The sequence below is a fragment of the Saccharibacter sp. EH611 genome, from assembly GCF_009834765.1.
Taxonomy (GTDB): domain Bacteria; phylum Pseudomonadota; class Alphaproteobacteria; order Acetobacterales; family Acetobacteraceae; genus Saccharibacter.
The window spans coordinates 279,907-304,951 of the sequence record NZ_WVHP01000002.1 but is presented as its reverse complement, the minus strand read 5'-3'; the positions used below and the strand labels follow the sequence as shown (position 1 = coordinate 304,951).

Here is a 25,045-nt window from a genome sequence, read left to right as displayed (position 1 = left end):
AAGCCCAAGCCTTGTGCTTGGGCTTTTTTCATGTTGTGCCTTTTTTTGTTTTGAAAAGAAAAATAAGGGGTTTACCTCTGCGAGTTGTTTCGGTAAAAGACACACAACTGATCCCGAATAGCTCAGTTGGTAGAGCAAACGACTGTTAATCGTTGGGTCGTAGGTTCGAGTCCTACTTCGGGAGCCAATTTTAAAAGCCCAGGCCTTGTGCTTGGGCTTTTTTATTGCTGTACTTTCTTTGGCTCAAAGAGTTGCAAAATTTGTCGACTGAAGGCAGATGAAAAGCATGACAGCAACACAAAATACTACACCTCAGAATGTGAACTATGCGACCGTTACGTGGGATCAGCTTCATCGCGATGCCCGTTTGTTGGCAACGGAGCTTATGCACAAGCATAAGCCATTCCGTGGTCTTGTCGCGATTACACGAGGTGGCCTTATCCCAACGGCGATTCTTGGCCGTGAGTTAGGGTGTCGTTTAATCGAAAGCGTCTCCGTCGTCAGTTATGAAGCAGAGGAGGGGACACAACAAAAACCCGTCACACTAAAAGCACCAGAAGCAGCTGGTGATGGTGAGGGCTTCCTCATTGTTGATGATCTTGTTGATTCAGGCATTACAGCTCGTTACGTGCGCGAGATGCTTCCAAAAGCTGTTTTTGCATGTCTTTATGCAAAGCCTGATGGAAAGCCTTTCACAGATCACTTTGTGACGGAAGTCCCGCAGGATACCTGGGTTTTATTCCCATGGGATACCGCACCTCTTTTTGTTCCACCTCTTAATCGTGGCACGAAAAGCTAATTTTTTTAAAAAAAACAGTGAAATAGGCAAGAAACCCTCTTGCCTATTTAGCTCAGCTCTCCTATAAACCTCCTTGTCGTCGGGGCGTGGCGCAGCCTGGTAGCGCGCTTGTTTTGGGTACAAGAGGCCCCCGGTTCGAGTCCGGGCGCCCCGACCACTGCAGATTACGAAGGCAGAGCGCCCTTAGCTCAGCTGGATAGAGCAACAGCCTTCTAAGCTGTGGGTCGCTGGTTCGAATCCAGCAGGGCGCACCAGCCGAAAACTGTAGATTTTCATATTTTCTCCTCTTTAAAAAATGAGTGATATTCCTCATAGGGAACGTATAGGGCATAAATTCCAGTGCATAGCAGCGCGGTCTTGTTTTACGTGAATTGCCTTGATCCGACTAAAGTTGCCGGATGATGTCACAGGGGTCGGCAGAAATCGCCTCACAAATCACCATAAATTCGATAACATCAATGCGTCTTTCGCCAAGCTCATATTTTGAGACGAAAGATTGAGGCTTTTTGAGCTGCCGGGCGAGCTCCACCTGTGTAAGAGGTTTTTCCTTACGTGCCGTGATGAGTAATCGCAGCATTTTCGTGTACCGATCGGAAAAAATAGATTTCATAAAAGCCTCCAGAAAAAAGGGCCCTGTAGAAGTGAGACTGAATAATATCCTAAAATAGGATATACATTTAGAATGGTTAGGAGAAATGGCAGAGCGCGCGTGTTAAGTCCGTTGTGCGTGATCAACGTGAGAAATCGGTTCGTAATGCCCAACAACTCAATCTTATCTTGAGAGAAAAATCAGCAAATAGACTGATTTTTGGCAGAATCGGGCAACAAATATCTGGTCTGTTGCTGTTGATGAGATTCGCTATAGGCACATGGTGTCGAATCCTATTTATGCGAAAAGATCGCACTTTTTTAACCACGATCTTTCGTGAATTTGCCAACCAGGCACAGTCTATCATTAATATATAGGCAATCTATGAAATGGCTAAATGCCGTTACCTTACTATTTGATTTAATAATTTTGGAAAATGACATACTAACTGCGTAATATGTGAGATATGAAAATGGAATATTAATTTATACAATACAATGATACAGAAAAATTTCTAAAAATATAGACGTCATTGTATGGGAATGTATTATAATATTTGAGATAGATTATGATATTAATATCTATTATTTTGTTTTTACAAAATACGTAAACATTTCATGTAAATATACTTGCAATATATAAAAATAATTAAAAACAAAAGAGAATGCTCAAATTTTTTTTGAGTGTTTTGTTGATAGGGTAAATATCATTATAATTATAGAATGATACATTTAATTTCACTTCAAGTTGAAATAAAATTTCATTTTATTCTATAAAAAACAAAACCTTAAAAATCAATTGATGAAAAGTGATAATTATTCCCATGATACAAAGGAAACAAGTTATCTTATTCTTGTAATAGGAATAATGAATTACAGTTATAGATCTATTATGTAATATTTTTTTAACTTTGTTGATTTTCATCAAAACATAGTGGCGGAATTTGGGGTTTGTCGTGAGGTAGAAAGTAACTAGATGTTGAAACGAGACCATGCGACAGACTTTTTTAACGCGTACCGCCTTGCATTCGGCTTTTCTCGCGATTGGTCTAACTTCCTGTATGGCGGCAGCTCAGGCGGCGCCGGATGATCATGTGACACATACGGAGACAGAGACACCACAACGTTCGTTGCTTGATCGTTTGATGCATACAGCGCCAGGAGGTTGTGGCCCGAGCCCTCAAGAGGATGCCGCTAAAACGAGCTCGTTTGGTGTATTTGCGCGTGGTGATGGTAGTGAAACGGGGTTTGGCCCTGAATCTCAGTATGGTACGCCAGCAGGGATGGAAGGGCCTAAAAAAGTTAAGCCTGTTTGTGATCAGAATGATCCCTTAGATGCCTATAAACATATGAGACTGAATGACAGTGGTTCTATTTGGTTAAGTCTTGAGGGTGAAACGCGTATCCGCAACTGGTATGATCATCATCCGGTTTTGGGATCACAAATGCCCCCTGGAAAGATTGGAGATGTCGGAGGCGGGCGGTATCCTCGTAACTCTGGGCGTTTTGCTGTCCGTAATCTATGGAGTGCTGATCTCCATCTAGGCAAGCATGTAAGGTTTTTTGGTCAGCTTATTAACGCTGATGCAGGAGGCTGGCGTCCTTATGGCTATGACGGCACTTTCCGTAAAAATATTGATGCCCAGCAGGCTTTTGTTGAATTTAGTGGTGATCTGCTCGGTGGTCATAGTGGGTTTATTTTTGGGCGGCAGCAATTTTTAGATGCGCCTGATTATATGATCGGTAACCGTGACGTGTTTAACGTGCCGCTGACTTGGAACGGGTTTCGCGTTTATCAGATTTGGAAGCGCGTGCGGGTTGATGGTTTTGATTTCGTGAAAACAAAAGACCAACATCCTGCTGGAAGTCCGCAGGCTTTTCGTAATACGGAGGATTACAGCACACGCCTCTATGGGGTAAATGTCACGATTGCCCCGCCTGATTTTACGTTTATGGGTGAAAAGGGATATTCTTTCATTAATCTTTTCTACTACGGCTACAAAATGGCTGGAGGGCCTGCCCAAAGTACTGTCATGTCAGAGCCTTCTGCCTGGGGGTCAACCACACGTAATAACTTTGGGTTGCGTTGGCATGGTGAAGCTGGGCCGCTTAGTTTCTCCGTTGGTGGGGCATATCAGCAGGGTGTTTTCCACCAAGCGGCTATGAGCGCCTATAATGGCCGGAGTACGGTGCATTATGACGGTAAACATCGTGGTGTGAATGCATTTTCCGTGAATACGACGGCAGATTATCACTTCCGAAATGTTATGTGGAAGCCGAGCGTGGGGGCTCAGGTCGATATTTATTCAGGTGGTGGGGCACGTGGCTCAACCTCTTCTATGAATACATATATCGAGCCTTTCGGTGTTAATACGAACTATCTTGACCCCACAAACTATTTAACGGGTTCAAACTTGGTGAACTTTGCTCCGAAGTTTGCCTTCTCGCCAACGAATTATCTCAAGGTTCAGTTTAAATACCCATTCTATTGGCGCTACAGTACACATGATGACACGTATTCAGTGTATGGACGGAATATCTTTAGTCGGCAGATGAATAATCCAGAAAATGAACGCGGCGCTTATGTTGGTATGGCACCGCAGGCGGATGTGACGTTGAATCTTGGGCCTCATTTAACATGGGATCAGCATGTGGTGCGGTTTATGTCGTCGCACGCTATGCGTCGGGTTGGAGCGCAAAGTTCAACCTATTATCAATCTGAATTGACGTTCACATATTAATGATAAGCCATACAGGCGATGATGTGCGACTTTGCCCGGGAAGCCCATCATCGTTTATGGTGGGAGGATATTAAAAATAAAGAGTGGCAGCCTATTATTATGAGTAACATCAGCGTTCTTAGGTATCTGTCACAATGTGGTGTGGCGTTTATTGGTTTTTGGGCGGTTCAACCCGCTTGGGGGACAGAGAGCCCGTCTAAGGTAGCATCATCAGTCGTGCAGCCTGTATCGTCTGTAACGGCTGCAAACGATCAGGCTTTTGCAGAAGACCTTGAGCATAAAACATTTGACTGGTTTTGGGACTATGGAGTTTCGCACAATGGTTTAGTCCCAGATCGTGCTCCTTTGCCCCATGGGGCTGCAAGTATTGCGAGTGTTGGCTTCGGTCTGACGGCGTATGGGATTGGTGTAGAGCGGGGCTACGTAACGCGTGACCAAGCCGTAGAGCGAACCCTCACCACGTTGCGTTTTTTGTCGCGTTTGCCTCAAGGAGAGGCCGCCACTGGTACGGCTGGGAACCACGGTTTTTTCTATCATTTTCTTGACCCTGAGACGGGGCTGCGCGTTGCGCCGTGGTCGGAGCTGTCGAGTATTGATACAGCCTTGTTGATGGGGGGTGTCCTGTTTGCACAGTCTTATTATGATCATCCCTCAGCTCAAGAAGGGGAGATACGTTCCCTTGCAGGGGGCTTGTATCGGCGTGTTGATTGGAAATGGATGAAAAACCATGGCCCGTGGCTCAGCATGGGCTGGACGCCAGAGCACGGCTTTTTACCGGCTGACTGGAAAGGGTATAATGAAGGGTTACTGATTTATATTTTAGCGCTTGGTGCACCCGAACATGCCCTAGCCCCTGAAACATGGCACCAATGGACGGCTACTTATGATGCTCAATGGGGGGATTTTCAGGGAAGGAAATTCCTTAATTTTGCACCGCTATTTGGCCATCAATATAGCGAGTCGTGGATTGATTTCCGTGGGTTGCAGGATGATTTTAATCGTCAACATCATACCGATTATTTCCAAAATAGCCGGGAGGCTGTGTACGCTCAGAAAAGCTATGCTCAGCATAATCCGGGGAACTGGAAGGATTATGGGGACACCATATGGGGCTTGACCGCTTCAGATGGCCCCGGTGATGCTACCCAGCCCTATAAAGGGGAAGCGCGTCATTATTTGGCGTATAGCGCGCGAGGCGCTGGGAAAGATTATGTCCTTGATGATGGCACAATTGCGCCAACGGCTGCGGGGGGATCTGTCGCTTTTGCTCCAGAAATTGCACTGCCTGCGTTAAAGGCGATGAAGCAGCGTTATGGGGATCGACTTTATGGACGTTACGGTTTTGCTGATGCGTTTAACCCGTCCTTTAAAACGGACAAAGGCATGTGGGTTGATGGGCAGCAATTAGGGATTGATCAGGGCCCTATTGTCATCATGCTTGAAAATTGGCGCAGCGGTTTTGTGTGGAACGTGATGAAGAAAAATCAGTTCATTCGGCAAGGGCTCCATCGTGCCGGCTTTACAGGTGGGTGGCTTGATAAAGCGCCTTAGTGGAGGCTTTCTTACGCTTCAAGAAGGGTGAGCCCGTCGTCTTGCATGGCTTGTAGCACCTGCGCGCGCTCACCAATTGCTGCGCAAAGATTTGTAAGAACGACGGTTTCAAAACCTGCATTGAGGCTATCAAGGGCGCTGGCTCTAACGCAATAATCAAGAGCAACGCCGCAGAGCACGACGCGCCGTATACCGAGCCCCGTTACTAGGCTGGATAATCCCGTCGAAACACCATATTCATCGGCAAAGGCAGAGTAGCATTCAGCTTTGGCACGCATACCTTTATGGATGATATGGCTGATAGGGACTTGGTGAAGTTCTTTATGAAGGGCAGCCCCGTATGTGCCTGCAATACAATGAGCAGGCCATTGGCCGTCTTGTTCGTCAAATGAGGTGTGATTGGCCGGGTGCCAATCCCGACTAGCAATAATAGCGTCAAAAGAAGAGTGCATCAGACGATTAATGCCGGGAATGAGCGCGTCCCCATCAGGTACAGCAAGCGCTCCACCTGGGAGAAAGTCATTTTGCATATCGATGATAAGGAGTGCATCGCCAGCTCGTGGGGAAAAGAGGGTCATAATAAAGAGCCATCCTGTCCGGTGAGTTCACGCCGAATAACGCGCATAGGCACAAGCCCTGCATTGAGGAGAGAATCATGGAAGTGCTGTAGAGAGAAGTGACTGCCCTGTTGCTTCTGTAGGTCACTGCGAAGCTGTAGGATCATCATCTTCCCCAACGTGTAAGAGAAATAGCCGGGATCTGCGGTGCCGCGGCGGGCCTCTTTATAAGCCGCAACGGGGGATTGTAAGCATCGGCTCTGCATCAATTCTTTTGCTTCAGAAAGGGACATCCCTTTCATATGCATTCCGAAAGAGACGAGTAGGCGACAATCTCGTAGCAGAGCGTCTTGTAGTTGCATGAGGTGTAAAGAAGGGGAAGCATGGTCGAACCCTTGTTCAACCATCATCTGCTCTGAGTAATGAGCCCAGCCTTCAGTAATGGTGTAGGAGCCACCATTGCGACGCGTGAGCGACCAGTTAGGGTGTGCATCAAGATAGAGGCCTTGCACAAAATGGCCGGGCATCGCCTCATGAATGGTGATGTTAAGAAGTTCTGGGCGATTAAAATCCTGTAAAGCGAGCTCTTTCTGTAGAGAGGAAAAATGAACAGAAGGAGGGGTAACATCATAAAAAGAGGGGAGGTGTTTCGTTTCAAACGGCCCAGGCCATTCCGTGGCTGCGGAGATAAGGGCCTGCTCAAAACCTGGTGTTGTGCGCACAAGTGGCAAAGATGTTGAAGGTAGTGTGACAAGCTGGCGTTCTTGAACAAAATGTTGCACATCACTCAGCTGTTGTCGCACAGTTGGCACAAGCTGTGCTGCGGATGGATGGTCTTTGCGCACGTCCGCAAGAGCATTTTCAGGATGTTGTGGGTTAATGCGATGGGCGACGGCCCAAAACGCTGCATAATCTTTTTCAAGCTGCTTTTCCCCTTGGGCCATAATGGTCTCTGGGGTCAGGTCGATCATATCGGCAGCGAGCAGCTGCACCATAGTTTGCCGTCCAAGCGCGAAATAGCCTGAGGCGGGACGTTCGGTCAGGCTGTGCTTATACTGTGCTAAGGCCTTCAAGGCTTTTTGTGTCGCTTGTGTAAGCTGTTGTTGCAGAGCAGTGTCGTGGACATTGGAAAAAGCAGCAGGAACATCTTGCCGGATAAACTCTTGTGCGCCCTCTAAATCTTCGAGAGCAATTTCTTTATAGACGGCGGGTACATCCGTAAGGCGTGCCGTGGCTGTTTCTAAGAATGCAGGAATGAGGTTTAAACGTGATAGAGCGGCCTTTAGACGGATAGGTGCTGGTGCATAATCACGTGCCACGAGGCCATAGAGACTGTTTGTAACCACCGAAAGAGCATAATCTGGCTGGTGGCGGTCTGGCTGAATATTCTCAAGAGTGACGCGCTCTCCTTCGAGGGAGGCGAGGAGAATATCACGGTCATCCTGGTCATGCTGGGGTGCATGGGAGAGGTCTAGTGCACTGAGCGCCGTCTTTTCTTGGGCAATACGGGCAAGGCGGCGCGTGTGGCTTGCGTCAGAAAGGTCAGGAAGGAGGCTATCTCCTGTATGGATACCGCTTAGTGTCGCATTAACGGGATCGTCGTGCCATTCGAGCGTATAATGGAAGCGTTCAAAATTACGAAATGCCGTTCCCTGTGGATCTGCTTGTAAGGAGGAGGCTGATGCACAGAAAAAGGGGGTCAGAACGCTTCCAGTAAGGGCTAAACGTCTCAAAAAAGCAAAGGCACGCATGGGCGGTGTCTCCTTGAAAAAACGGGCAGGGAGAAGGTTAACGCCCTGTAGGTTCGTCTTTCATGCGGGTGACGAGCAATTGATTGATGCGGAATCCTTCGACATCCACGACTTCAAAACGGAAACCAGCGGCTTCAATACGGTCTGCTTTGCGCGCCATACGGCGAAGGCGGTTGGTGACAAAGCCGCCGATTGTATCGAAGTGATGGTCATCGACGAAGAGATTGATCGAGAGTTCACGAATCACATCGCCAATAGGAGCAGCCCCATCAATGAGCCATGATTCAGCATCACGACTGACAATGGCTTGTTCTTCAAACGGATTAGCCAATCCATCCATAAGGGCACCCATAATGTCTTTATAGGTGATGAGCCCAACGACAAGGCCATATTCGTTAATAATGAGAGCAAAACCAGCGCCATGTGTGTCGAACTGGGCGAGGGTTTCCCACAGATTGAGCGTGTCAGGGAGGGAAAGAACGTCGCGCCGCATGTGAAAAATCTGTTTATGGGCTGATGAGTTCGGATCTGTTAAAGCGCCCGGCTCATCGACCACAGCAGCCAAAACGTCCTCAGCGCGAATGGATCCGATGACATGATCTAGACTATCATCACAGAGTGGATAGCGCGAATAAGGACGCATTCGTACTTTATCACGCTGGCTTTCTAGGCTTTCCTGCACATCAAGATAAACGATTTCATCACGCGGTGTCATGGCCGAGGCAACTGAGCGATTTTGCAGCGCCATGACGTTTTGGATCATTTGATGTTCTTGCTCGAGGAGAATGCCTGATGCTGTGCCAGCAGCCAACATAGCGCGGAGGTCTTCTGGTGTGACGATATCCACCGTTGCCGTGGCTGGGATGCGTAAGATTTTGAGGATGGCATCAGCAATATGAGAAAAAATCCATACGGCTGGGTAAAGCAGCTTTAGCGCAAGGGCAGGAAACCAATAGACCGATAGAGCAATGCGATCTGGCGCATTCATAGCTGTGCGTTTTGGCAATAAGTCAGCAAAAAGCACAAAGAGACCAGTCACAAGAATAAAGGCACTTAAAGAGCCAATTTTATCAGCAAGCGCAGCGCCCATTCCGAGGTCTTGCAAACCGATAGAGAAGGGGCCGCTGAGCATCGCATCCCCGATGACCCCGCCCAAAACCCCAACGGCATTCAGGCAGATCTGGATGGTGGTCATGACCTGACCGCTATTGCGACGGAGCTTGAGAAAGGCAAGCGCACGCCGGTCTCCATTTTCGGCCAGCGTGCGCATCCGTGTTTCGCGCGCCGCCGCGAAGGAGATCTCGGAAAGAGAGATCAGCACAGACACGCCAATAAGGACTGCCGTTGCGAGCAAACCGAGCGCGAGGAGAAGAAGTGGATGGTCGGGGGACGATAAGAAAGACATGCTTCTTCCTTCATAACCTGATCTTCTGGTAGAAGGCCATCACCAAATCATAAAGGTCGGTATTTTTACGAAGAGGCCTCCATATCAGCGAGTGTGCGCCATTCTTGCTCATTGATGCATCGAATAGACAAGGATTCTGCTTTCTTCGCTTTTGATCCTGCTTTTTCTCCCAAAATCACTAGGGTCGTTTTTTTAGACACGCTGTCTGTTACTTGCGCGCCGAGACGTTCAGCGATGGCCTTTGCCTCTGAACGTGACATCGTGCTCAGTGACCCAGTAAAGACGAGTGTCTCACCGCGAAGTTTTTGTTCTGCTTCATCCTCGACCGTTGGGGTTTCGGCGGTGATGTTCAGCTGAGCGGCTAAGTCATCGAGGGCTGTGATGTTATGGGGCTCATTGAAGAATGCTGCCACTTCATCAGCAATAGCCGGGCCGATACCCATAATGCTGCTTAATGTCGCACGGGCGTTGCTGTCAGGAGCTGTCGCTTTTTTCATAGCCTGACGCCATATGGAAAATTCTTCATAATGACGGGCGAGCAAACGCGCATTGCGTTCCCCAATACGGCGAATACCAAGGGCGAAGATAAACCGGGGGAAGCTAATAGTGCGGCGCTCATCAATGGCGCGCAGCAACTTGCCCAGTGACTGTCGGCCCCATCCTTCCATGGAGAGAATAGCACTTTCATGATTATGCAGGCGGAAAATATCCCCAGGTTTTTGAATAAAACCACGGTCAAAAAAACTACGAATGCTCCGGTCGCCTAGCCCGTCAATATCAAACGCATTACGTGAGACAAAGTGAATGAGGCGTTCAACGGTTTGTGCTTTGCAGGTTAGACCGCCCGAGCAGCGGCGCACAGCTTCATCTCTTACACGCTCAATATGGGCTCCACAAACAGGACAGTGTGTGGGGAAGGTAAAGGGAGCGCTACGATGGGTGTGGTCGGCATCCACGACAGCAACAATCTGTGGGATGACATCACCAGCACGTTGAATACGCACAAGGTCACCGGGACGAACGTCAAGGCGCTTAATCTCGTCATCATTATGTAAGGTCGCGCGCGAGACGACGACCCCACCGACATTAATAGGTTCTAAATGCGCAACCGGAGTGAGGGCTCCCGTGCGGCCTACCTGAATTTCAATTTCATGGAGACGTGTTATGGCTTGTTCAGCTGGGAATTTCCACGCAATAGCCCAACGAGGCGCACGCCCAACGAAGCCTAACCGCTGCTGAAGGCTGAGGTCATTAATTTTGAAGACAATACCATCAATATCATAATCCAGATCAGGCCGCTCACGCGCGAGATGATCAACATAAGCGGGAATGTCACTGGCATGAGCGATGTTCTTGGAAAGGGGGTTAACGGTGAAACCCCATTGTTCGAGCAAGGCGAGCCATTCTGTATGCGTTTGGGCAACGGGCTCCGTGCTATAGCCCATTCCATAGGCGAACAACCCTAGTGGACGTTGAGCGGTAATAGCCGGGTCGAGTTGTCGTAAAGAGCCAGCAGCGGCATTGCGAGGGTTCGCAAAAGGACGTTCTTTTTTGGCTTCTTTCTGGGCATTGAGAGCTAAAAAGCTCGCTTTGCTCATGAAGATTTCCCCTCGGATCTCAATGAGGTCAGGGGCCCCGGCCTTTAAGGTTTCAGGGATTGTTTTAATCGTGCGAATGTTGGCGGTGACATCCTCGCCTTCAACTCCATCGCCGCGCGTTGTGCCACGAACAAGCTGGCCTTTTTCGTAGGTGAGGCTGATAGAAAGGCCGTCAATCTTGGGTTCCGCCACAAAAGTAAGAGTGTCCGTGGCAGTCTCATCAAGGTCTAAAAAGCGGCCAATACGGGTGACAAATTGACCGAAATCTTCTGCGTTAAAGACGTTATCAAGCGAGAGCATCGGGGCTTTATGGCGTATCTTGCCAAAAGCGGGGTTAGGGGCCGCGCCAACGCGAGAGCTCGCACCGCCTTCTTTTTTGAGGTCAGGATAGCGTTTTTCCAACATGGAAAGCTCAAGCCGTGCGCTGTCATAATCAGCATCGGACACATCGGGATCATCATGCCCATGATAGGCTTCATCCCAGCGGGCAATGTTCTTCTCAAGCTCAGCGTGGCGTTTAATAATGTCAGAAGAGGTCATGCAGAATGAGATCCAAGAAGGCTATCAGCAGCAGCACGGGCGGCATCGGTTACCGTATTGCCTGCAAGCATGCGGGCAATTTCCTCACGCCGTTCTTCGTGAGAAAGAGGCTCTGCCAAGGTTTGCGTTTGGTTATGTGAGACCCTCTTTGCAATACGCAATTGTTGGTCTCCACGGGCAGCGACCTGTGGGCTATGGGTAATGGCGAGCACTTGCACATTCTGTGCTACGCGGTGGAGGCGTTCCCCAATAGCAGAGGCTGTCGCGCCACCAACCCCTGAGTCCACTTCATCGAAAACAAGTGTTGTAAGTGAGGATTGCCCGGCAAGTACGACTTTCAAGGCTAGCATCAGGCGGGAGAGCTCCCCACCAGAAGCGACTTTACCGAGTGGCCCTGGAGGTTGTCCCGGATTCGCTGCGATCAGGAAAGCTCCTTGTTCCATCCCATGGCGGTTCCAATGTTCCGGCGCTAAGGGCGTAAGTTGAACAATGAAACGGGCACGCTCTAATTTAAGCGGCTTTAGCTCTGCCATAACCTTTTTTTCAAGACGAGAGGCCGCCTTATGGCGTGCTTCACTGAGCGTATGAGCTGATTGCTCGAACGTTATTCGGGTCTCTTTTGCAGCCTTTTCAAGCGCGCTGAGCTCTTCGGAGCTTTGTTCAATATGAGAAAGACGCTCTTTTAATTCTGTAAGAAAATTAGGGAGATCCGAGACGCTAATATGGTGTTTACGAGCTTCTGCACGGAGGGTGAAAAGGCGTTCTTCCGTATCTTCAAGCAAGCGTGTGTCCGTGCCTGTATCGGCAGCAAGGCGTGAGAGAAGCGTTTCAGCTTCGGCTAACGCTTCTTCTGCTTTATCAAGGGCATCGAGAGCTTCTTGAGCTTGTTGTTGATGGGCGGATGCTTCTTCTCCCTCTTGCTCATGATCCAGGGGAGAGGGCAGAAGACGGGCAAGCGCACGGCTGGCGGCGCGGAGGGCATTAGCTGGTGTCGTGCTGCGACGGTCACGCGGGGTGAGCTCCGAAAGGGCAGAAGCGACGGCTTCGCCACGGCGCTCGTCTTGTTGAAGTTGAATACGCTGGGCAGCGAGTTCCTCTTCTTCGCCCTCTTGTGGCGCAAGGGCAGATAGGTCGTCAATTGTATGGCGCAGCCACTCTTCATCACGAATCGCGTCATCCATCGCTTTACGCGCATTCTCCAAGGCTTGCTGGGCATTTTGCCAAGCCTGCCAACAGTCGGCTGTATGTTTGCGCAAAGCGCGTGGTACGCCAAAACTATCAAGAAGAGCGAGATGTGTGCTGGGGTCAGCTAATCCCATCTGCTCATGCTGGCCTTGTACTTCAACCAACAAGGCTGCGACACGTCGTAGCACGTTAATGCCAAGGGGATGGTCGCAGATATAAGCACGAGAGCGCCCATCTTTGGTGACGACGCGTCGGAGCACGAGCGGCTCACCTTCTTCTACAGAAGTAATATCAAGCTCTCTGAGAAGAGCATAAACCGGGTGGTTCAGTGGAAGCTCAAATACAGCAGTAACACGACTTTGATCGGCACCGGCACGGATGATACGACTATTGGTGCGCTCTCCTAGTGCGAGCCCTAAACTGTCGAGAAGGATGGATTTTCCCGCTCCGGTCTCGCCAGTGAGTGCCGTAAGGCCCGCATGAAGAGGGAGGTCTAGCTTCTCAATCAGAACGACATCACGGATCGAAAGATGTGTTAGCATACCACGATTGTCGGCTGTGGTGAGGGAACTGTCAAACCCAGACCGACCCTCTCATGCGAAAGAGTTAGAAAATCTTGTTCCATGTATTGGAGAAGAAGCTTCCAACAGGGGTGAAGAAGTTACCAACAGGCGTAAAGACAGAGGAGAAAAACCCTCTTTTCCTCCGTTGTTCCTGAGGAAGTTGCGCAGCAGTACTTTGAGGTGGAACATTACCAAATTTGGATAAGGAAGATTGCTGAACAGGAGATGACGGTACTTTTGCGATCGCCAGCGGGCCTTGTGCCGATGGCACAGACGATGTGGTGGGTTGTGTATGTTCAGATGCCCGATTCTTCTTGCCTGAGCCAGGCTTGCGGATCTGCGGTGTCAGTTGGTTGTTATATTTCAGCTTATTATAGGCGTAACGATACCATTTGCTGTCTGGGTCATTATAACCCAAAACAGAGGCCGCCTGTCGTGCTTCATCAGGAAGACCAAGATCCAAATTGACTTCCACAAGCCGCTCTAAAGCTTCTGGAACATGGTTTGTGGTCTGGAAATCCTGCACAACGCGTTGATAGCGACCGATAGCGGCCTGATAATCTTTCTCTTCTTGGTAGAAACGCCCAACAAGCATTTCCTTGCCGGCGAGATGGTCGCGGCAAAGGTCAATCTTGAGCTGAGCATCACGTGCATATGAAGTTTGCGGGAAGCGGGATACAACTTCTTGGAGAGCATCCACCGCCTCAATCGTACCGAGTTGGTCACGCGACACATCGCCGATCTGCTCGTAATAGCACAAGCCACGCAAATAATAGGCATAAGCAGCATCAGGGCTGGTAGGGTGCAGCTGTAGGTAGCGCTCAAGCTGCTGAACGGAGAGGGCATATTCCCCCTGCAGATAGTAAGCATACCCTTCCATGAGCTCCGCATTCCCTGTGTAACCAGAGTAAGGGTAGTTTTGCTGGAGGAGCTCAAACTCTCCGCTGGCCATTTTGTAATGACCGTCATGCAGAGCATCAACACCATAATTATAGAGTGTTTCTGCGTCAGCCGTCCGTGGTACAGGAGCTTGCTCCCCATTAGAGGCACACCCGGCAAGAAAAGCGAAGCCAAGACAAGAACATGCCCCTAAAGACATGAGACCTAGGCGGAAAGATGAAGCGCGACGCGTTACAATGCTGCTGACCATAACTGCCTTATAGCACGGAAGGTTAGAGGCGAAAGAAGAAACATGCTGTTTCTCCAATGAAACTATCAGGGCGAAGCAGAAAGACGGCGTCGATCTGGTACAAAACGCCAACGATGCGATGAGGCAAATAAAGCACGAAGCAAACGATTGTTAAGCGCATGTCCTGTTTTATAAGCTTCAAAACGCCCACAAATTCTATAACCGCTACAATACAAATCACCAATAGCATCAAGTGCTTTATGGCGTACAAATTCATCAGGGGCGTGTAGTCCTGTTGGATTTATGACGTCGTCATGGTCAACGACAATAGCGTTATGAAGGCCACCACCACGGGCTAATCCTTGTTTTCGGAGGCTTTCAACCTCACTGTAATTGACGAATGTGCGGCAAAAAGCGAGCTCTTTCATAAAAAGAGAATGACATAACCGAGCGCGATAATGCTGCTTGCCAATAATTGGCGCAGGGAAATCAATAGAGAGAGAGAGGTCTAGCGTTTGGCTTTTATGTGGGATGAGTCGGGCTTTCTCTCCATGAGAGCCTGAAACCTCAATAATTTCTTCGGGAACGATAAGCTGGCGCACAGCCTGTTGCTTTAGGAAACCTGCTGAGCTGAGCAAGAAAGTGAAAGCATCAGCGCTTCCATCAAGGATAGGAACCTCGGGGCCAGAAAGTTGCACCAGCACATTATCAATTTCCATCGCGTATAACGCTGCCATGAGGTGCTCAATAGTCGCCACATTATGAGGGGACTTAGAGCTTGGAGCGACAACAGTAGCGAGTCGTGTCTGGATGATACTGCCCGTATGCACGCGGAAAGGGGCAGTATCAGGAAGGTCAGTTCGTTGAAAACGAACACCCGTCCCAGCTTCAGCAGGGAGGAGGGACATGCGAACGTCACATCCGCTATGGAGACCAACACCACGGCAAAAGATGGGATGTCGAAGGGTTCGCTGTGCGTTGCCTTTAACCTTAGCGTCATGTGTCGCAGGAGGGGCGGGGAGGGCAGCAGGAGCAGTGCCACTAGGGTGGTTCGGCATAACCTTCTTTTCTGCTGAGCGTAGAACCCCCCAAGGGGTAAATCATAGCGAATAGTTTAAAACGTGCCATACAGCGCCACGGGAAGACGATGTTGAAGAAACAGAGCGTCTTCCCGTAAGAGTTTTATTGCGGACGGCGCAGATAAGCAGGGATATCAAGATCCGCACTATCTTGCTGGTCATAAGAGGGGCCATCGTGGGGATGCGGTGACGACGCTGTTTCGCCCTGTGAGCTTTCTTCTTTAGGACGGTGGCTTTCGTCCAGCGATGGAGCTACGCGTTGTGGCTGCGGTGTTGCGGGACGTGTACGGAAGAAACGGCTGAACAATCCACCACCACGTTGTTCTTCAGAACGCTCTTGAGTAGGTTGAGTTTGCGAGGAGGTGGAAGGTTGGGTTGAGGGGGCCGGTTTCTCTTCCTGTTTATGGAGGTGAGACGTCTCGTGATGAACGGACTCTTCCTGCGGCCGCGGAGAGGCTTCCTCTTTTTGAGGTTCAACAGAGGCGCTCTGCTCAATGCCAGGTGTTGGAGCGGCATCCGTTGCTGGCTCAGGAACGCTCACTGCGCTATCATCGGGGGAAGAGGCAAGTTCATGTTGGGGAGTGAGGCTATCAATTCCCGTTGCGACAACGGACACTTGAATGCTGCCTGTCATATCGTCGCGTGTGAGCAGGCCGCCGATAATCTCAGCATCTTCATGTGCTTCTTCACGGATACGTTCCATGATATTGGTGTAGTCATGCAAGCCAAGATCTGGCCCACCTGTGACATTGATCAGCAGTCCACGTGCTCCACGAATAGATGTTTCTTCTAATAATGGATTAGAGATGGCACGTTCTGCTGCGGTGATGGCCCAGTCTTGACCATCGGCTTCACTGCTGGAGATACCCGTTCCCATCATGGCTTTGCCCATTTCACCCATGACGGTTTTAACGTCGGCAAAGTCGAGATTAATGAGACCCGGTACGATCATTAGGTCGGTGACGCTCCGTACCCCGCGGTAAAGCACATCATCGGCCATTTTAAAGGCATCAATCAACGTCGTCGTTTGCGTTGCGCAGCTAAAGAGATTTTGATTAGGGATAACAATGAGCGTATCGACATGCTTTTGCAGTTCAGCAATGCCAGCATCTGCTGCGCGGCAGCGACGCGCCCCTTCAAACTGGAAGGGTTTGGAAACAACCCCAATAGTGAGTGCGCCATTCTCGCGAGCGATTCGTGCCATGACGGGGGCAGCACCTGTGCCGGTACCACCGCCCATACCGGCTGTGACGAAGACGAGGTCAACACCAGAGAGGTGCTGGCGAATCTCTTCTTCAACTTCTTCAGCCGATTGACGGCCAATTTCAGGTTTGGCACCGGCGCCTAAGCCACGTGTCAGGCTTGGGCCAAGCTGGAGGCGTGTTGGCGCTTTGGAATTACCAAGCTGCTGCGCGTCTGTATTGGCAACGATGAACTCAACGTTCTTTAGATCCGTGGAGATCATATTATCCACGGCATTGCCACCGCCTCCACCAACTCCAATGACTGTAATGCGCGGCGGGCTAACTGCGCTTACGCCAGGTGTCGTCGGGGTAAGGTTCAGTGTCATAATAAGGTGGCTCCGAACGGGCAGGAGGTGACAGGGTAACGCGTGTACCCCTCCAAGAATGACTATACATGCCTGCTGATGAGATTCACAAGGCGTTTCATAATTCCAGAAGGTGGGGAATCATCTTCAGGCAGACAAAAGGACTCGTCAGCCCCACAGGCCCATGTTAGCAGGCCAGAGACTGTAGAGAAACCCGCAGAAATAGCAGCGCTCTCTGGAAGGCCATAAATCATGTGCGGTTGGCCCATGCGTACTTGCCGGCCAAAAATACGTGCTGCAACGGGCCCTAACCCGCTGAGAAGGGACGCGCCACCGGTTAAGACGACACGACCTTCAGCGAGTCGACCGAGGCCTGCATTATCAAGATAATGGCGAGTCATCTCTAAGGTTTCTTCAATGCGAGGGGCGATAATAGAGACGAGTCGGGCGCGAGAAACACGTTCCAAACTGCGGCCATGAGAAACAGGGAGGCGGATAATATGATGCTCATCATCAGCGACGGGTTGGGCAGCGCCATGCATGGTTTTGAGCCATTCTGCGACATCGGTATGCACGGATAAAGCCGCAGCAATATCACGCGTAATATGATGACCACCAATACGAAGCTGAGCGGTATGGAGAAGACGCCCATGCGAGAATACCGCGAGAGACGTTGTGCCTGCACCCATTTCGACCACGGTTACGCCGAGGTCTCGCTCATCATGATCCAGCACGGAAAGCCCCGAAGCAAATGGGCTAGAGACGAGACCGTTTAGACGGAGCTCTGCGCGATGAAGTACGGTGCTCAAAGTGCGTAGTGCACTGGTGTTTGCATCAATGAGATGGAACTTTCCTAAAAGCTCCGTGCATTGATGACCGCAGGGGTCGGGTACGGCGGGGGTTTCATCCACATTAAAACCGAGTGGTAATGTACTTACGATACTCCGCCCTTCGTAAAAGGCCTGTTGGCGCGCGTGATTGAGCAGGCTGCGCACGTCTTTAGGGGTAACTTCGCGTCCCCCAGGGGTCATTGCTGTATCAATATGATAGCTCTGCGGATTCCCGCAGGAGAGATTCACAATGACTTCTTCAATGCGGCGTCGTGCCTGTGTTTCTGCATCTCCAACAGTTGCACGAATAACGGCTTCAACGCGGGCTGTATCAACAATAGCACCGGAGGTAATGCCTTCAGAACGGCGCCAACCCCATCCGAGGACTTTAATTCCCCCATTACTGAGACCGCGACCAATGAGACACGTTGTCTTAGTAGAGCCAATATCAAGAACAGCATGAATGCCAGGGCGCCAAGTAAAGCCGGGGCGTTCTTCAGATGGGAGAAGCGGTAAGACGGCTCTATTCTCGTTCTCCGAGGAGACGGGGAGAGCGGCAGAGGAGGAAGGAGAAGACATCGTCAGGGCTGTCATGGCGCGTCAGTTCCCGGGGATGGAGAGGAGGACGGAGGAGACGAGGGGGTGTGGATAACCATGCGGTCTGCAAGGCGCAGGTCAATGGACGTAACGGGACGTTCAAGAAGACGGATTTGCTTTTGATAGTCAGTCAGGCGTGCAAGGGCAGCGTTTTCTGCACCTTCCGGAAGGAGAACGATCGTGCCATTACGCATGAGAAGATTCCACCGTCGCTCACCAATACGGATCAAGGCCAGTATGCGTGATTTAATATCTGGATAATGGGCGAGGAGGTCAATAATAGAGGCTGCTGCGACATTAGCTCCTTGTCCCACAACAAGCGGAAGTTTGTGAAAGGCTGTGCTGTCTTGTGCTGTAAGGTCTCGCTCTGAAACCCGGTCGCCCGCGCGGTTGATGAGGATAAAGTGGCGGCGTGTTTGCCAAATAGCAACAGGGACACGCTCGGTCAGGGTAATAATGACCGTATCAGGCAAATGACGCTCCACTGTTGAATGCTCAACAAAGGGGAGGGCATCAATACGCAGGCGCGCTTGCTCAACAGAAAAACCAAAGAGGGAGCGATTCTTCTGCATATCTAAGCGAGCGAGAATATCGCTTTCATCGGTGAGCTGACGACCGCGGATGACAATATGCTTGATCTGCAAGGGATCCATTGCCTCAAGCTTAGTGCGCAAGCTGCTCATGGAGCGATCCGACACCATGCCAAGGGCGATCCATCCTCCGCCGATGAGCACCAGCATGAGCCCCAGAAAAACAACCAAGCGTCGCATGGTGTTCTTCCGGCGTAGCCAAAAAAGAGACGCACGCGAAGGGCGGTCTCCATAAACAGGCGGTGGTTGATGCGGATCAGGCGGTGGGAAAGGGGGCATGGTTTCGTTAGGTGCTAGGCGACGTCAGCAGAGAGCTAACAGGGGCGGGGGACAGCCCGAGGGCGTCTTGTATCATCCAATGACAGAGCGAGACATAATCCATTCCACGCCATGCGGCCTGTTCGGGGAGGAGAGATGTTGGAGTCATCCCTGGTTGCGTGTTGACTTCTAAAATAACAAGGCGTTGACGTTGCTCATCATAGCGGAAGTCAGTCCGGCTTGCACCAGAGCACCCTAAAGCGTTGTGTGCCTGACATGCAAGGGAGAGTGCCTGTTGGGTGATGGTTGTTGGCAATATGGCGGGGATGATATGGCGTGATCCACCAGCACTATATTTTGCATTAAAATCATAGAATCCTTCACCTTCGTTCGGAAGAATTTCAGTCACGCCAAGAGCTGTTTCCCTTAACACAGAGACGGTGAGTTCACGTCCTGGAATAAAATCTTCGACTAAAAGGTGCTCTCCAAAGCGCCAAGTGCGCGCCAGTTCCTCACGGCGTGGGTCGTTTTGATGAAGGATCTCAACGCCGACGGAAGAGCCCTCAGCGAGAGGCTTAATGACGTAAGGGCGAGGGAGTGGGTCTGCCTGAGCGAGTTCTTGCGGTGTGACAACCTTGCCGGTTGCTACTGGAAGCCCGGATGCTTCGAGTGCCATACGTGTAGCGGCTTTATCCATGGCCATGGCCGATGCCAATACGCCGGAATGGGTATAAGGCAGGGACAGCCACTCTAAAACACCTTGGATACGCCCATCTTCTCCGCCGGGGCCATGAAGGGCGTTAAAGGCAACATGAGGGGAAAGGCGGCGCAATTCTGCAATGGTGGTGGCAATATCGGCCCCAATATCGACCGCATGAGCGTGATAGCCCTTTTCCAACAAAGCAGCGAGCACGGCACGACCGCTCGATAGGCTCACCGTGCGCTCATTTGACGTCCCCCCCATGAGGACGGCAACACGCAGAGAAGAGGGGGCTTGAGGGATGGATTGGCTCATGATGGCGATGCCTTATATGGTAGGACGACCTAGGCGCTTGATTTCCCATTGTAAAGAAATCCCGCTGGTATCATAGACGCGCTGACGCACAATAGTGCCGAGCTGCTCAAGGTCTGCGCTGCTGGCTTGACCGAGATTGAGCATGAAGTTGCAATGTTTTTCGCTCATTTGCGCGCCGCCTTGGATCAGCCCACGACATCCCGCTTGGTCGATGAGTTGCCACGCTTTATGTCCATCGGGATTACGGAAGGTAGAACCACCTGTGCGCGTACGAAGTGGTTGGCTTTCCTCCCGTGAGGTGCGGATAGCGGTCATACGCTCCGTAATTGCGGTAGGGTTGTCTGGGGTGCCTTTCAGGCGAGCACGGGTAACGACAGCCCCTTTGGGAAGGGACGTATGGCGATAGCTCATTGTCAGCTCATGGGCGGGAAGACGTAGGGGCTTTCCCTCGCTTGTGAGCAGCTCGACCCAATCAAGGATAGCGGCCATGTCACGCCCATAGGCACCTGCATTCATAGCGACAGCACCACCAACAGAACCGGGAATACCGACTAGAAACTCCATCCCAGCGAGTCCATGGTGGGCGGCGGTTTCAGCAACGGTGACATCAAGGGCCGCAGCACCAACAATGAGCCCGTCTTGCTCAACGTCTATATCGGCAAAACCACCGGCTAAACGGATCACAAGCCCCTCAATCCCACCATCGCGGATAATGACATTGGAGCAGGCTCCTAACACCATTAAGGACATGGTGTCAGGGCGCTGACGAAGGGCTGTGCTGAGGTCATCGCTATCTTTGGGAACAAAGAGATAGTCCGCCGCTCCCCCTGTGCGGAACCAGCTGCGCATACCAAGAGGAGCATCCGTTTTAAGCCGCCCGCGCAGCCCCGAAAAAAAGGACGGTATGTTCATTGTTTCTCTCCCGTTTGAAGGGATGAGAGTGCCTCAAGCTGTGCGGGAAGCGCTTTGGCCCAATGTGTAATAGACCCTGCACCGAGACACATGACAATATCGCCAGGTTGAGCACTATCTGCGATGATTTTCGGTAGATCTTCAAGGGATGGAAGGGCGATGACGTGGCGGTGACCACGCTCGCGCAGCCCTTGCACGAGGGTATCGCGATCGGCTCCTTCGATGGGCTCTTCCCCTGCGGCGTAAACATCAGAGACAATCACCGTATCGGCCTCATTAAGACTGGTGCAGAAGTCGTTAAACAATGCCTTGAGGCGGGAATAACGATGAGGCTGAATCACAGCGATGACATGACGTGCGCCTGCCTGACGTGCTGCATTGAGCACGGCCGTAATTTCCACTGGGTGATGGCCGTAATCATCAATGATTTTAACGTCATTCCATGTGCCGACATGGGTAAAACGACGCTGCACACCACGGAATTTAAGCAGCCCGTTGGCAATCACCTCGTCGGGGATTTCCATTTCCATCGCAACGGCGATAGAGGCGAGGGCGTTTAGGACATTATGACGGCCAAACATCGGGAGGCGGAAGGGGCCAGCATGGCGCTGCGTCTCTTGGGCGCGATTGGTCACGACAACATCAAAACGTGCTCCATGCGCATCCATAATAATGTTGTCAGCACGAACATCAGCCTGCGGGCTCACACCATAGGTGACAATGCGATGGTCAGAGAGTTGGGGGATCATTTGCTGAACGCGCGGATGATCGACGCACAGCACAGCAAAACCATAGAACGGAATGTTCGAGACAAACTGTCGATACCCTGCTTCCATCGCTTCTTCAGACCCCCAATGGTCGAGATGCTCGGGATCCATATTCGTGACGATCGAGATAACGGATGGCAAGCGAAGGAAGGAGCCGTCGCTTTCATCAGCTTCGACGACCATCCATTCACCAGAGCCCATGCGCGTATTAGTGCCGTATGCTTCGATAATGCCGCCATTGATGACGGTTGGGTCGAGCTTGGCATGTTCTAAAACACAGGCGACGAGGCTGGTGGTTGTTGTTTTCCCATGTGTGCCCCCAACAGCAACAGCCCAGCGTAGGCGCATAAGCTCGGCCAGCATCTCAGCACGGCGCACGACAGGGATAAGCCGGGCACGGGCGGCCATAACCTCGGGGTTATCCCGCTTTACCGCTGTGGAGATAACAACAGCACGCGCATCGCCAATATTGGCCGCGTCATGCCCAATATGCACGGGAATACCCGCCCGACGGAGCCGCTCAACATTGGCGCTTTCGGCCATATCAGAGCCTTGCACTTTATAGCCGAGCATATGCAGCACTTCTGCGATGCCAGACATGCCAATGCCGCCGATACCGACAAAATGAATAAGGCCAATATTGAGAGGAAGGGCGCGCATAAGTGACAAGCTCCGATGGGCTAACAAGCGAGAGAAAGGCGAGAAGGCAGACAATCAGGAATGGAGGGTAGCTTCAACCAGATCGGCCAATCTTTCTGCGGCCTTGCGATGTTGAAGTGTTTTAGCCGCTGCAGCAGCCTGCGTAAGGCGTTCTGGCGTTTGCAAAAGGGCCATGAGGCGATCAGCAAGAAGCGTGGGGGTAAAGATTGCTTGCCGGATCATCCATCCAGCCCCGGCACGTTCCACAGCTTGGGCATTTTGGCCTTGCTCATCAGACGCCGCGATGGGAAGCGGTATGAGAATAGAGGGACGCCCCGCCATGGTGAGCTCTGCAACAGAAGAACCGCCCGCTCGCCCAATAACGAGGTGGGCTTTTTGCAGGATGTCGGCCACATTATGGATGAAAGGCGCTAATGTGGCGTTAATCCCAGCTTCTTCGTATTGCTGCTGAATGCGGGGGAGGTCTTGCTCGTTCACTTGCTGGGTGACATGCAGACGCGAGCGAAGGGTTTGGGGGAGCGTTGTCAGGGCTTCTGGCACAACGCGTCCAAAGATTTGGGCTCCAAGTGAGCCGCCCCAGACGAGGAGTTGTATCGTATCATCGCTGTCTTGGCTGGGAGGAAAGTAGGGGATGTCTACGAGTGCTTCGATGGGATCACGGACGGGCATTCCGGTGAGTTGAACCGTCGCGCCTTGAGGGAGACGTGCAACATGAGGGTAGGATGTCGCGATCGTCGGGGCAAAGCGCGCGAGCAGAGCGTTTGCCTGGCCCAGAATGGCGTTCCCTTCATGGATGACCATTTGAGGGCGGGAGGCCTTAGGGAGAAGGCGTGCGCCCAACAGGGGAGGAATAGAAGGATAGCCACCAAACCCGACGATGGCAGCGGGGCGGATAACGCTGAGAAGAGCACGCGCTTTGATCGTGCCATCAAGGAGGCGAAAAGCCCCTTTGATTTTGCCCAAAAGGCCTTTCCCGGCAATGCCGCCGCCGGGCAAGACGTAATGGGAGGCCCGTCCGAAAACGCCATCATTAACCCGGTTATTGCGTGCATCGGTCATCAGCACGACGTCATACCCGCGGTTTAGAAGGTGGTTTGCGAGCGCTTCGGCGGGGAAGAAATGGCCACCAGTCCCACCAGCAGCGATGACGATCGACGTATTCATGTTTCTTTAATCCTTATCCGTAGATGAGGGGGCAAAGAGCCGGTTGGATAATGGGATGTCTGTTGGTGCCGGTGTGGGCGAGAACAGCCCCGGTTGGACGCGATGTTTCGTTAGGGCCAGCACCATACCCATCGTGAGTGCGATGGAAAAGGCGGAACTTCCTCCATACGAGATGAACGGAAGGGTCATGCCTTTTGTGGGGATGAGATGCAAACTAGAGCCCATATTAATAAAGGCTTGAAGGCCAAAGCCCGTGATGAGTCCGCCAGCAGCTAAGATAACGAAAGGGTCTTTTTCATGCAGAAGGCGTCGTAATGTGCAGAGCAACAGCATGACAAACACGCAGATGATAAAAAGGCACATGAGGAAGCCATATTCCTCCCCCGCAACAGCAAAAACGAAGTCTGCATGAGCATCAGGGAGGAGGTCTTTCACGCGGCCTTCCCCCGGGCCACGACCAAGAAGACCGCCATTACCAAAAGCGCGGAGGGACGTATCAATTTGGTAATGGTCGCCCACATCGGGGTGGAGAAAGCGTTGCACGCGGGAGCGCACATGGTCGAAGGTGAGATAAGCCAGCCCAAACGCGCTGATCATCCCGGCGATGAGGGTGACGAAAAACGCGATAGGAAGGCCATCAATAAAAAGCTGTGTCACAAAGACCATGGTGATGACAGACAGCATCCCAATATCCGGCTGTGCCTGAAGGAGTGCAACAATCATGAGGAAGACAAAGCAGGAGAGGGCACGCCCTGGAAAGCGCCAGCCATTGCGGAGACGAATTTTCCCGCGCAAGCTGAGGAGCCAACCCGTGAGCAAAGCAAAGCATGGTTTGAGGAATTCCGAAGGCTGCACAGACATCAGCGGGAGGGCGATCCACCGTCGTGCCCCTTTAATTTCCATCCCATGAACAAGTGTCATGAAAGTGGCTGCGAGGGCGATCACACCCCCAATAACGGCCAGCTTTTGCATTGCGCGAATGGAAAGGCGTGACGTAACAATCACGATCACCGCGGCGATGGAGAGGAAGGCGACCTGCTTGAAGATAAAAACATTGCGAGAGGCCCCAATACGATGGGCCACAGCCGGGCTTGCCGCGAGCATGAGGATGTATCCAAGTGCCATGAGGATACCGATACCGGTCAGGGCCACATGGTCAATATTGCGCCACCATTGCGCATGAGAGGATGTGTCTGTGCGGCGAGGGGAGGCCATGT

At 51.4% G+C, this 25,045-nt stretch carries 19 protein-coding genes and 3 tRNA genes; 6 read left to right on the top strand and 16 right to left on the bottom strand.

From position 1 onward, the window contains the following. The first annotated feature begins 111 nt into the window (after positions 1 to 111). The 4 genes from GS535_RS02920 (at position 112) to GS535_RS02905 (ending at position 1,053) form a co-directional block, all read left to right on the top strand. A tRNA-Asn gene (locus GS535_RS02920) sits at positions 112 to 187 on the top strand. Between the two features lie 90 nt (positions 188 to 277). Next, the gene (gene gpt / locus GS535_RS02915; RefSeq protein WP_160792363.1) at positions 278 to 799 is read left to right on the top strand and encodes a xanthine phosphoribosyltransferase; all 522 of its coding nucleotides are present in this window, start codon (positions 278 to 280) and stop codon (positions 797 to 799) included. Positions 800 to 879: 80 nt separating this feature from the next. Next, positions 880 to 956 (top strand) — tRNA-Pro (locus tag GS535_RS02910). 20 nt (positions 957 to 976) lie between these two features. Next, a tRNA-Arg gene (locus GS535_RS02905) sits at positions 977 to 1,053 on the top strand. 131 nt (positions 1,054 to 1,184) lie between these two features. Here the strand turns inward: GS535_RS02905 and GS535_RS02900 are convergent. Next, complete coding sequence (locus tag GS535_RS02900; protein ID WP_160792362.1) at positions 1,185 to 1,409, bottom strand: helix-turn-helix transcriptional regulator; 225 nt, start codon at positions 1,407 to 1,409, stop codon at positions 1,185 to 1,187. Positions 1,410 to 2,379: 970 nt separating this feature from the next. On the opposite strand from GS535_RS02900, the gene GS535_RS02895 reads away from it, so the two are divergent. Next, positions 2,380 to 4,128, top strand: a complete 1,749-nt coding sequence (locus tag GS535_RS02895) for an alginate export family protein (RefSeq protein WP_160792361.1) — start codon at positions 2,380 to 2,382, stop codon at positions 4,126 to 4,128. Between the two features lie 18 nt (positions 4,129 to 4,146). Further along, a complete protein-coding gene (locus tag GS535_RS02890; RefSeq protein ID WP_160792360.1) occupies positions 4,147 to 5,679 on the top strand; it encodes a glucoamylase family protein in 1,533 nt (510 codons plus the stop codon). A gap of 11 nt (positions 5,680 to 5,690) precedes the next feature. On the opposite strand, the gene GS535_RS02885 is transcribed toward GS535_RS02890, so the two are convergent. From GS535_RS02885 to GS535_RS02815, 15 genes are all read right to left on the bottom strand, one after another. Further along, complete coding sequence (locus GS535_RS02885) at positions 5,691 to 6,257, bottom strand: isochorismatase family protein (protein WP_160792359.1); 567 nt, start codon at positions 6,255 to 6,257, stop codon at positions 5,691 to 5,693. After that, positions 6,254 to 7,987, bottom strand: coding sequence for a DUF885 domain-containing protein (locus GS535_RS02880; RefSeq protein WP_160792358.1), 1,734 nt, complete (start codon positions 7,985 to 7,987; stop codon positions 6,254 to 6,256). Before GS535_RS02880 ends, GS535_RS02885 begins: the two co-directional genes overlap by 4 nt. A gap of 37 nt (positions 7,988 to 8,024) precedes the next feature. Then, complete coding sequence (locus GS535_RS02875) at positions 8,025 to 9,392, bottom strand: hemolysin family protein (RefSeq protein ID WP_160792357.1); 1,368 nt, start codon at positions 9,390 to 9,392, stop codon at positions 8,025 to 8,027. A 65-nt stretch (positions 9,393 to 9,457) separates the two neighbouring features. Continuing rightward, complete coding sequence (gene ligA, locus GS535_RS02870; RefSeq protein WP_160792356.1) at positions 9,458 to 11,530, bottom strand: NAD-dependent DNA ligase LigA; 2,073 nt, start codon at positions 11,528 to 11,530, stop codon at positions 9,458 to 9,460. Continuing rightward, a complete protein-coding gene (gene recN / locus GS535_RS02865) occupies positions 11,527 to 13,257 on the bottom strand; it encodes a DNA repair protein RecN (protein WP_160792355.1) in 1,731 nt (576 codons plus the stop codon). The genes ligA and recN overlap by 4 nt, the downstream gene beginning before the upstream one ends. 64 nt (positions 13,258 to 13,321) lie before the next feature. After that, entirely contained in the window at positions 13,322 to 14,377 is a 1,056-nt protein-coding gene (locus tag GS535_RS02860) for an outer membrane protein assembly factor BamD (protein WP_370518168.1), read from the bottom strand. Positions 14,378 to 14,493: 116 nt separating this feature from the next. Then, positions 14,494 to 15,465, bottom strand: coding sequence for a UDP-3-O-acyl-N-acetylglucosamine deacetylase (lpxC, locus tag GS535_RS02855; protein ID WP_160792353.1), 972 nt, complete (start codon positions 15,463 to 15,465; stop codon positions 14,494 to 14,496). A gap of 124 nt (positions 15,466 to 15,589) precedes the next feature. Then, positions 15,590 to 17,056, bottom strand: coding sequence for a cell division protein FtsZ (gene ftsZ, locus GS535_RS02850; RefSeq protein WP_160792352.1), 1,467 nt, complete (start codon positions 17,054 to 17,056; stop codon positions 15,590 to 15,592). A gap of 62 nt (positions 17,057 to 17,118) precedes the next feature. Beyond that, positions 17,119 to 18,459 (bottom strand): cell division protein FtsA, encoded by a 1,341-nt coding sequence (gene ftsA, locus GS535_RS02845; protein WP_160792351.1) that lies wholly within the window; start codon positions 18,457 to 18,459, stop codon positions 17,119 to 17,121. Beyond that, positions 18,456 to 19,331 (bottom strand): cell division protein FtsQ/DivIB, encoded by an 876-nt coding sequence (locus GS535_RS02840; protein WP_160792350.1) that lies wholly within the window; start codon positions 19,329 to 19,331, stop codon positions 18,456 to 18,458. The genes ftsA and GS535_RS02840 overlap by 4 nt, the downstream gene beginning before the upstream one ends. A gap of 7 nt (positions 19,332 to 19,338) precedes the next feature. After that, positions 19,339 to 20,325, bottom strand: coding sequence for a D-alanine--D-alanine ligase (locus GS535_RS02835; RefSeq protein WP_202401627.1), 987 nt, complete (start codon positions 20,323 to 20,325; stop codon positions 19,339 to 19,341). Positions 20,326 to 20,337: 12 nt separating this feature from the next. Further along, positions 20,338 to 21,237, bottom strand: coding sequence for a UDP-N-acetylmuramate dehydrogenase (gene murB, locus GS535_RS02830; protein WP_160792349.1), 900 nt, complete (start codon positions 21,235 to 21,237; stop codon positions 20,338 to 20,340). Then, on the bottom strand, positions 21,234 to 22,664 hold the full coding sequence (gene murC, locus GS535_RS02825) for a UDP-N-acetylmuramate--L-alanine ligase (RefSeq protein ID WP_160792348.1): 1,431 nt from the start codon (positions 22,662 to 22,664) through the stop codon (positions 21,234 to 21,236). The genes murB and murC overlap by 4 nt, the downstream gene beginning before the upstream one ends. A 54-nt stretch (positions 22,665 to 22,718) precedes the next feature. After that, positions 22,719 to 23,828: an undecaprenyldiphospho-muramoylpentapeptide beta-N-acetylglucosaminyltransferase gene (murG, locus tag GS535_RS02820; RefSeq protein ID WP_160792347.1), complete on the bottom strand. Its 1,110-nt coding sequence runs from the start codon at positions 23,826 to 23,828 to the stop codon at positions 22,719 to 22,721. A gap of 6 nt (positions 23,829 to 23,834) precedes the next feature. After that, positions 23,835 to 25,043, bottom strand: coding sequence for an FtsW/RodA/SpoVE family cell cycle protein (locus GS535_RS02815; RefSeq protein WP_160792346.1), 1,209 nt, complete (start codon positions 25,041 to 25,043; stop codon positions 23,835 to 23,837). Between the last annotated feature and the right edge of the window lie 2 nt (positions 25,044 to 25,045).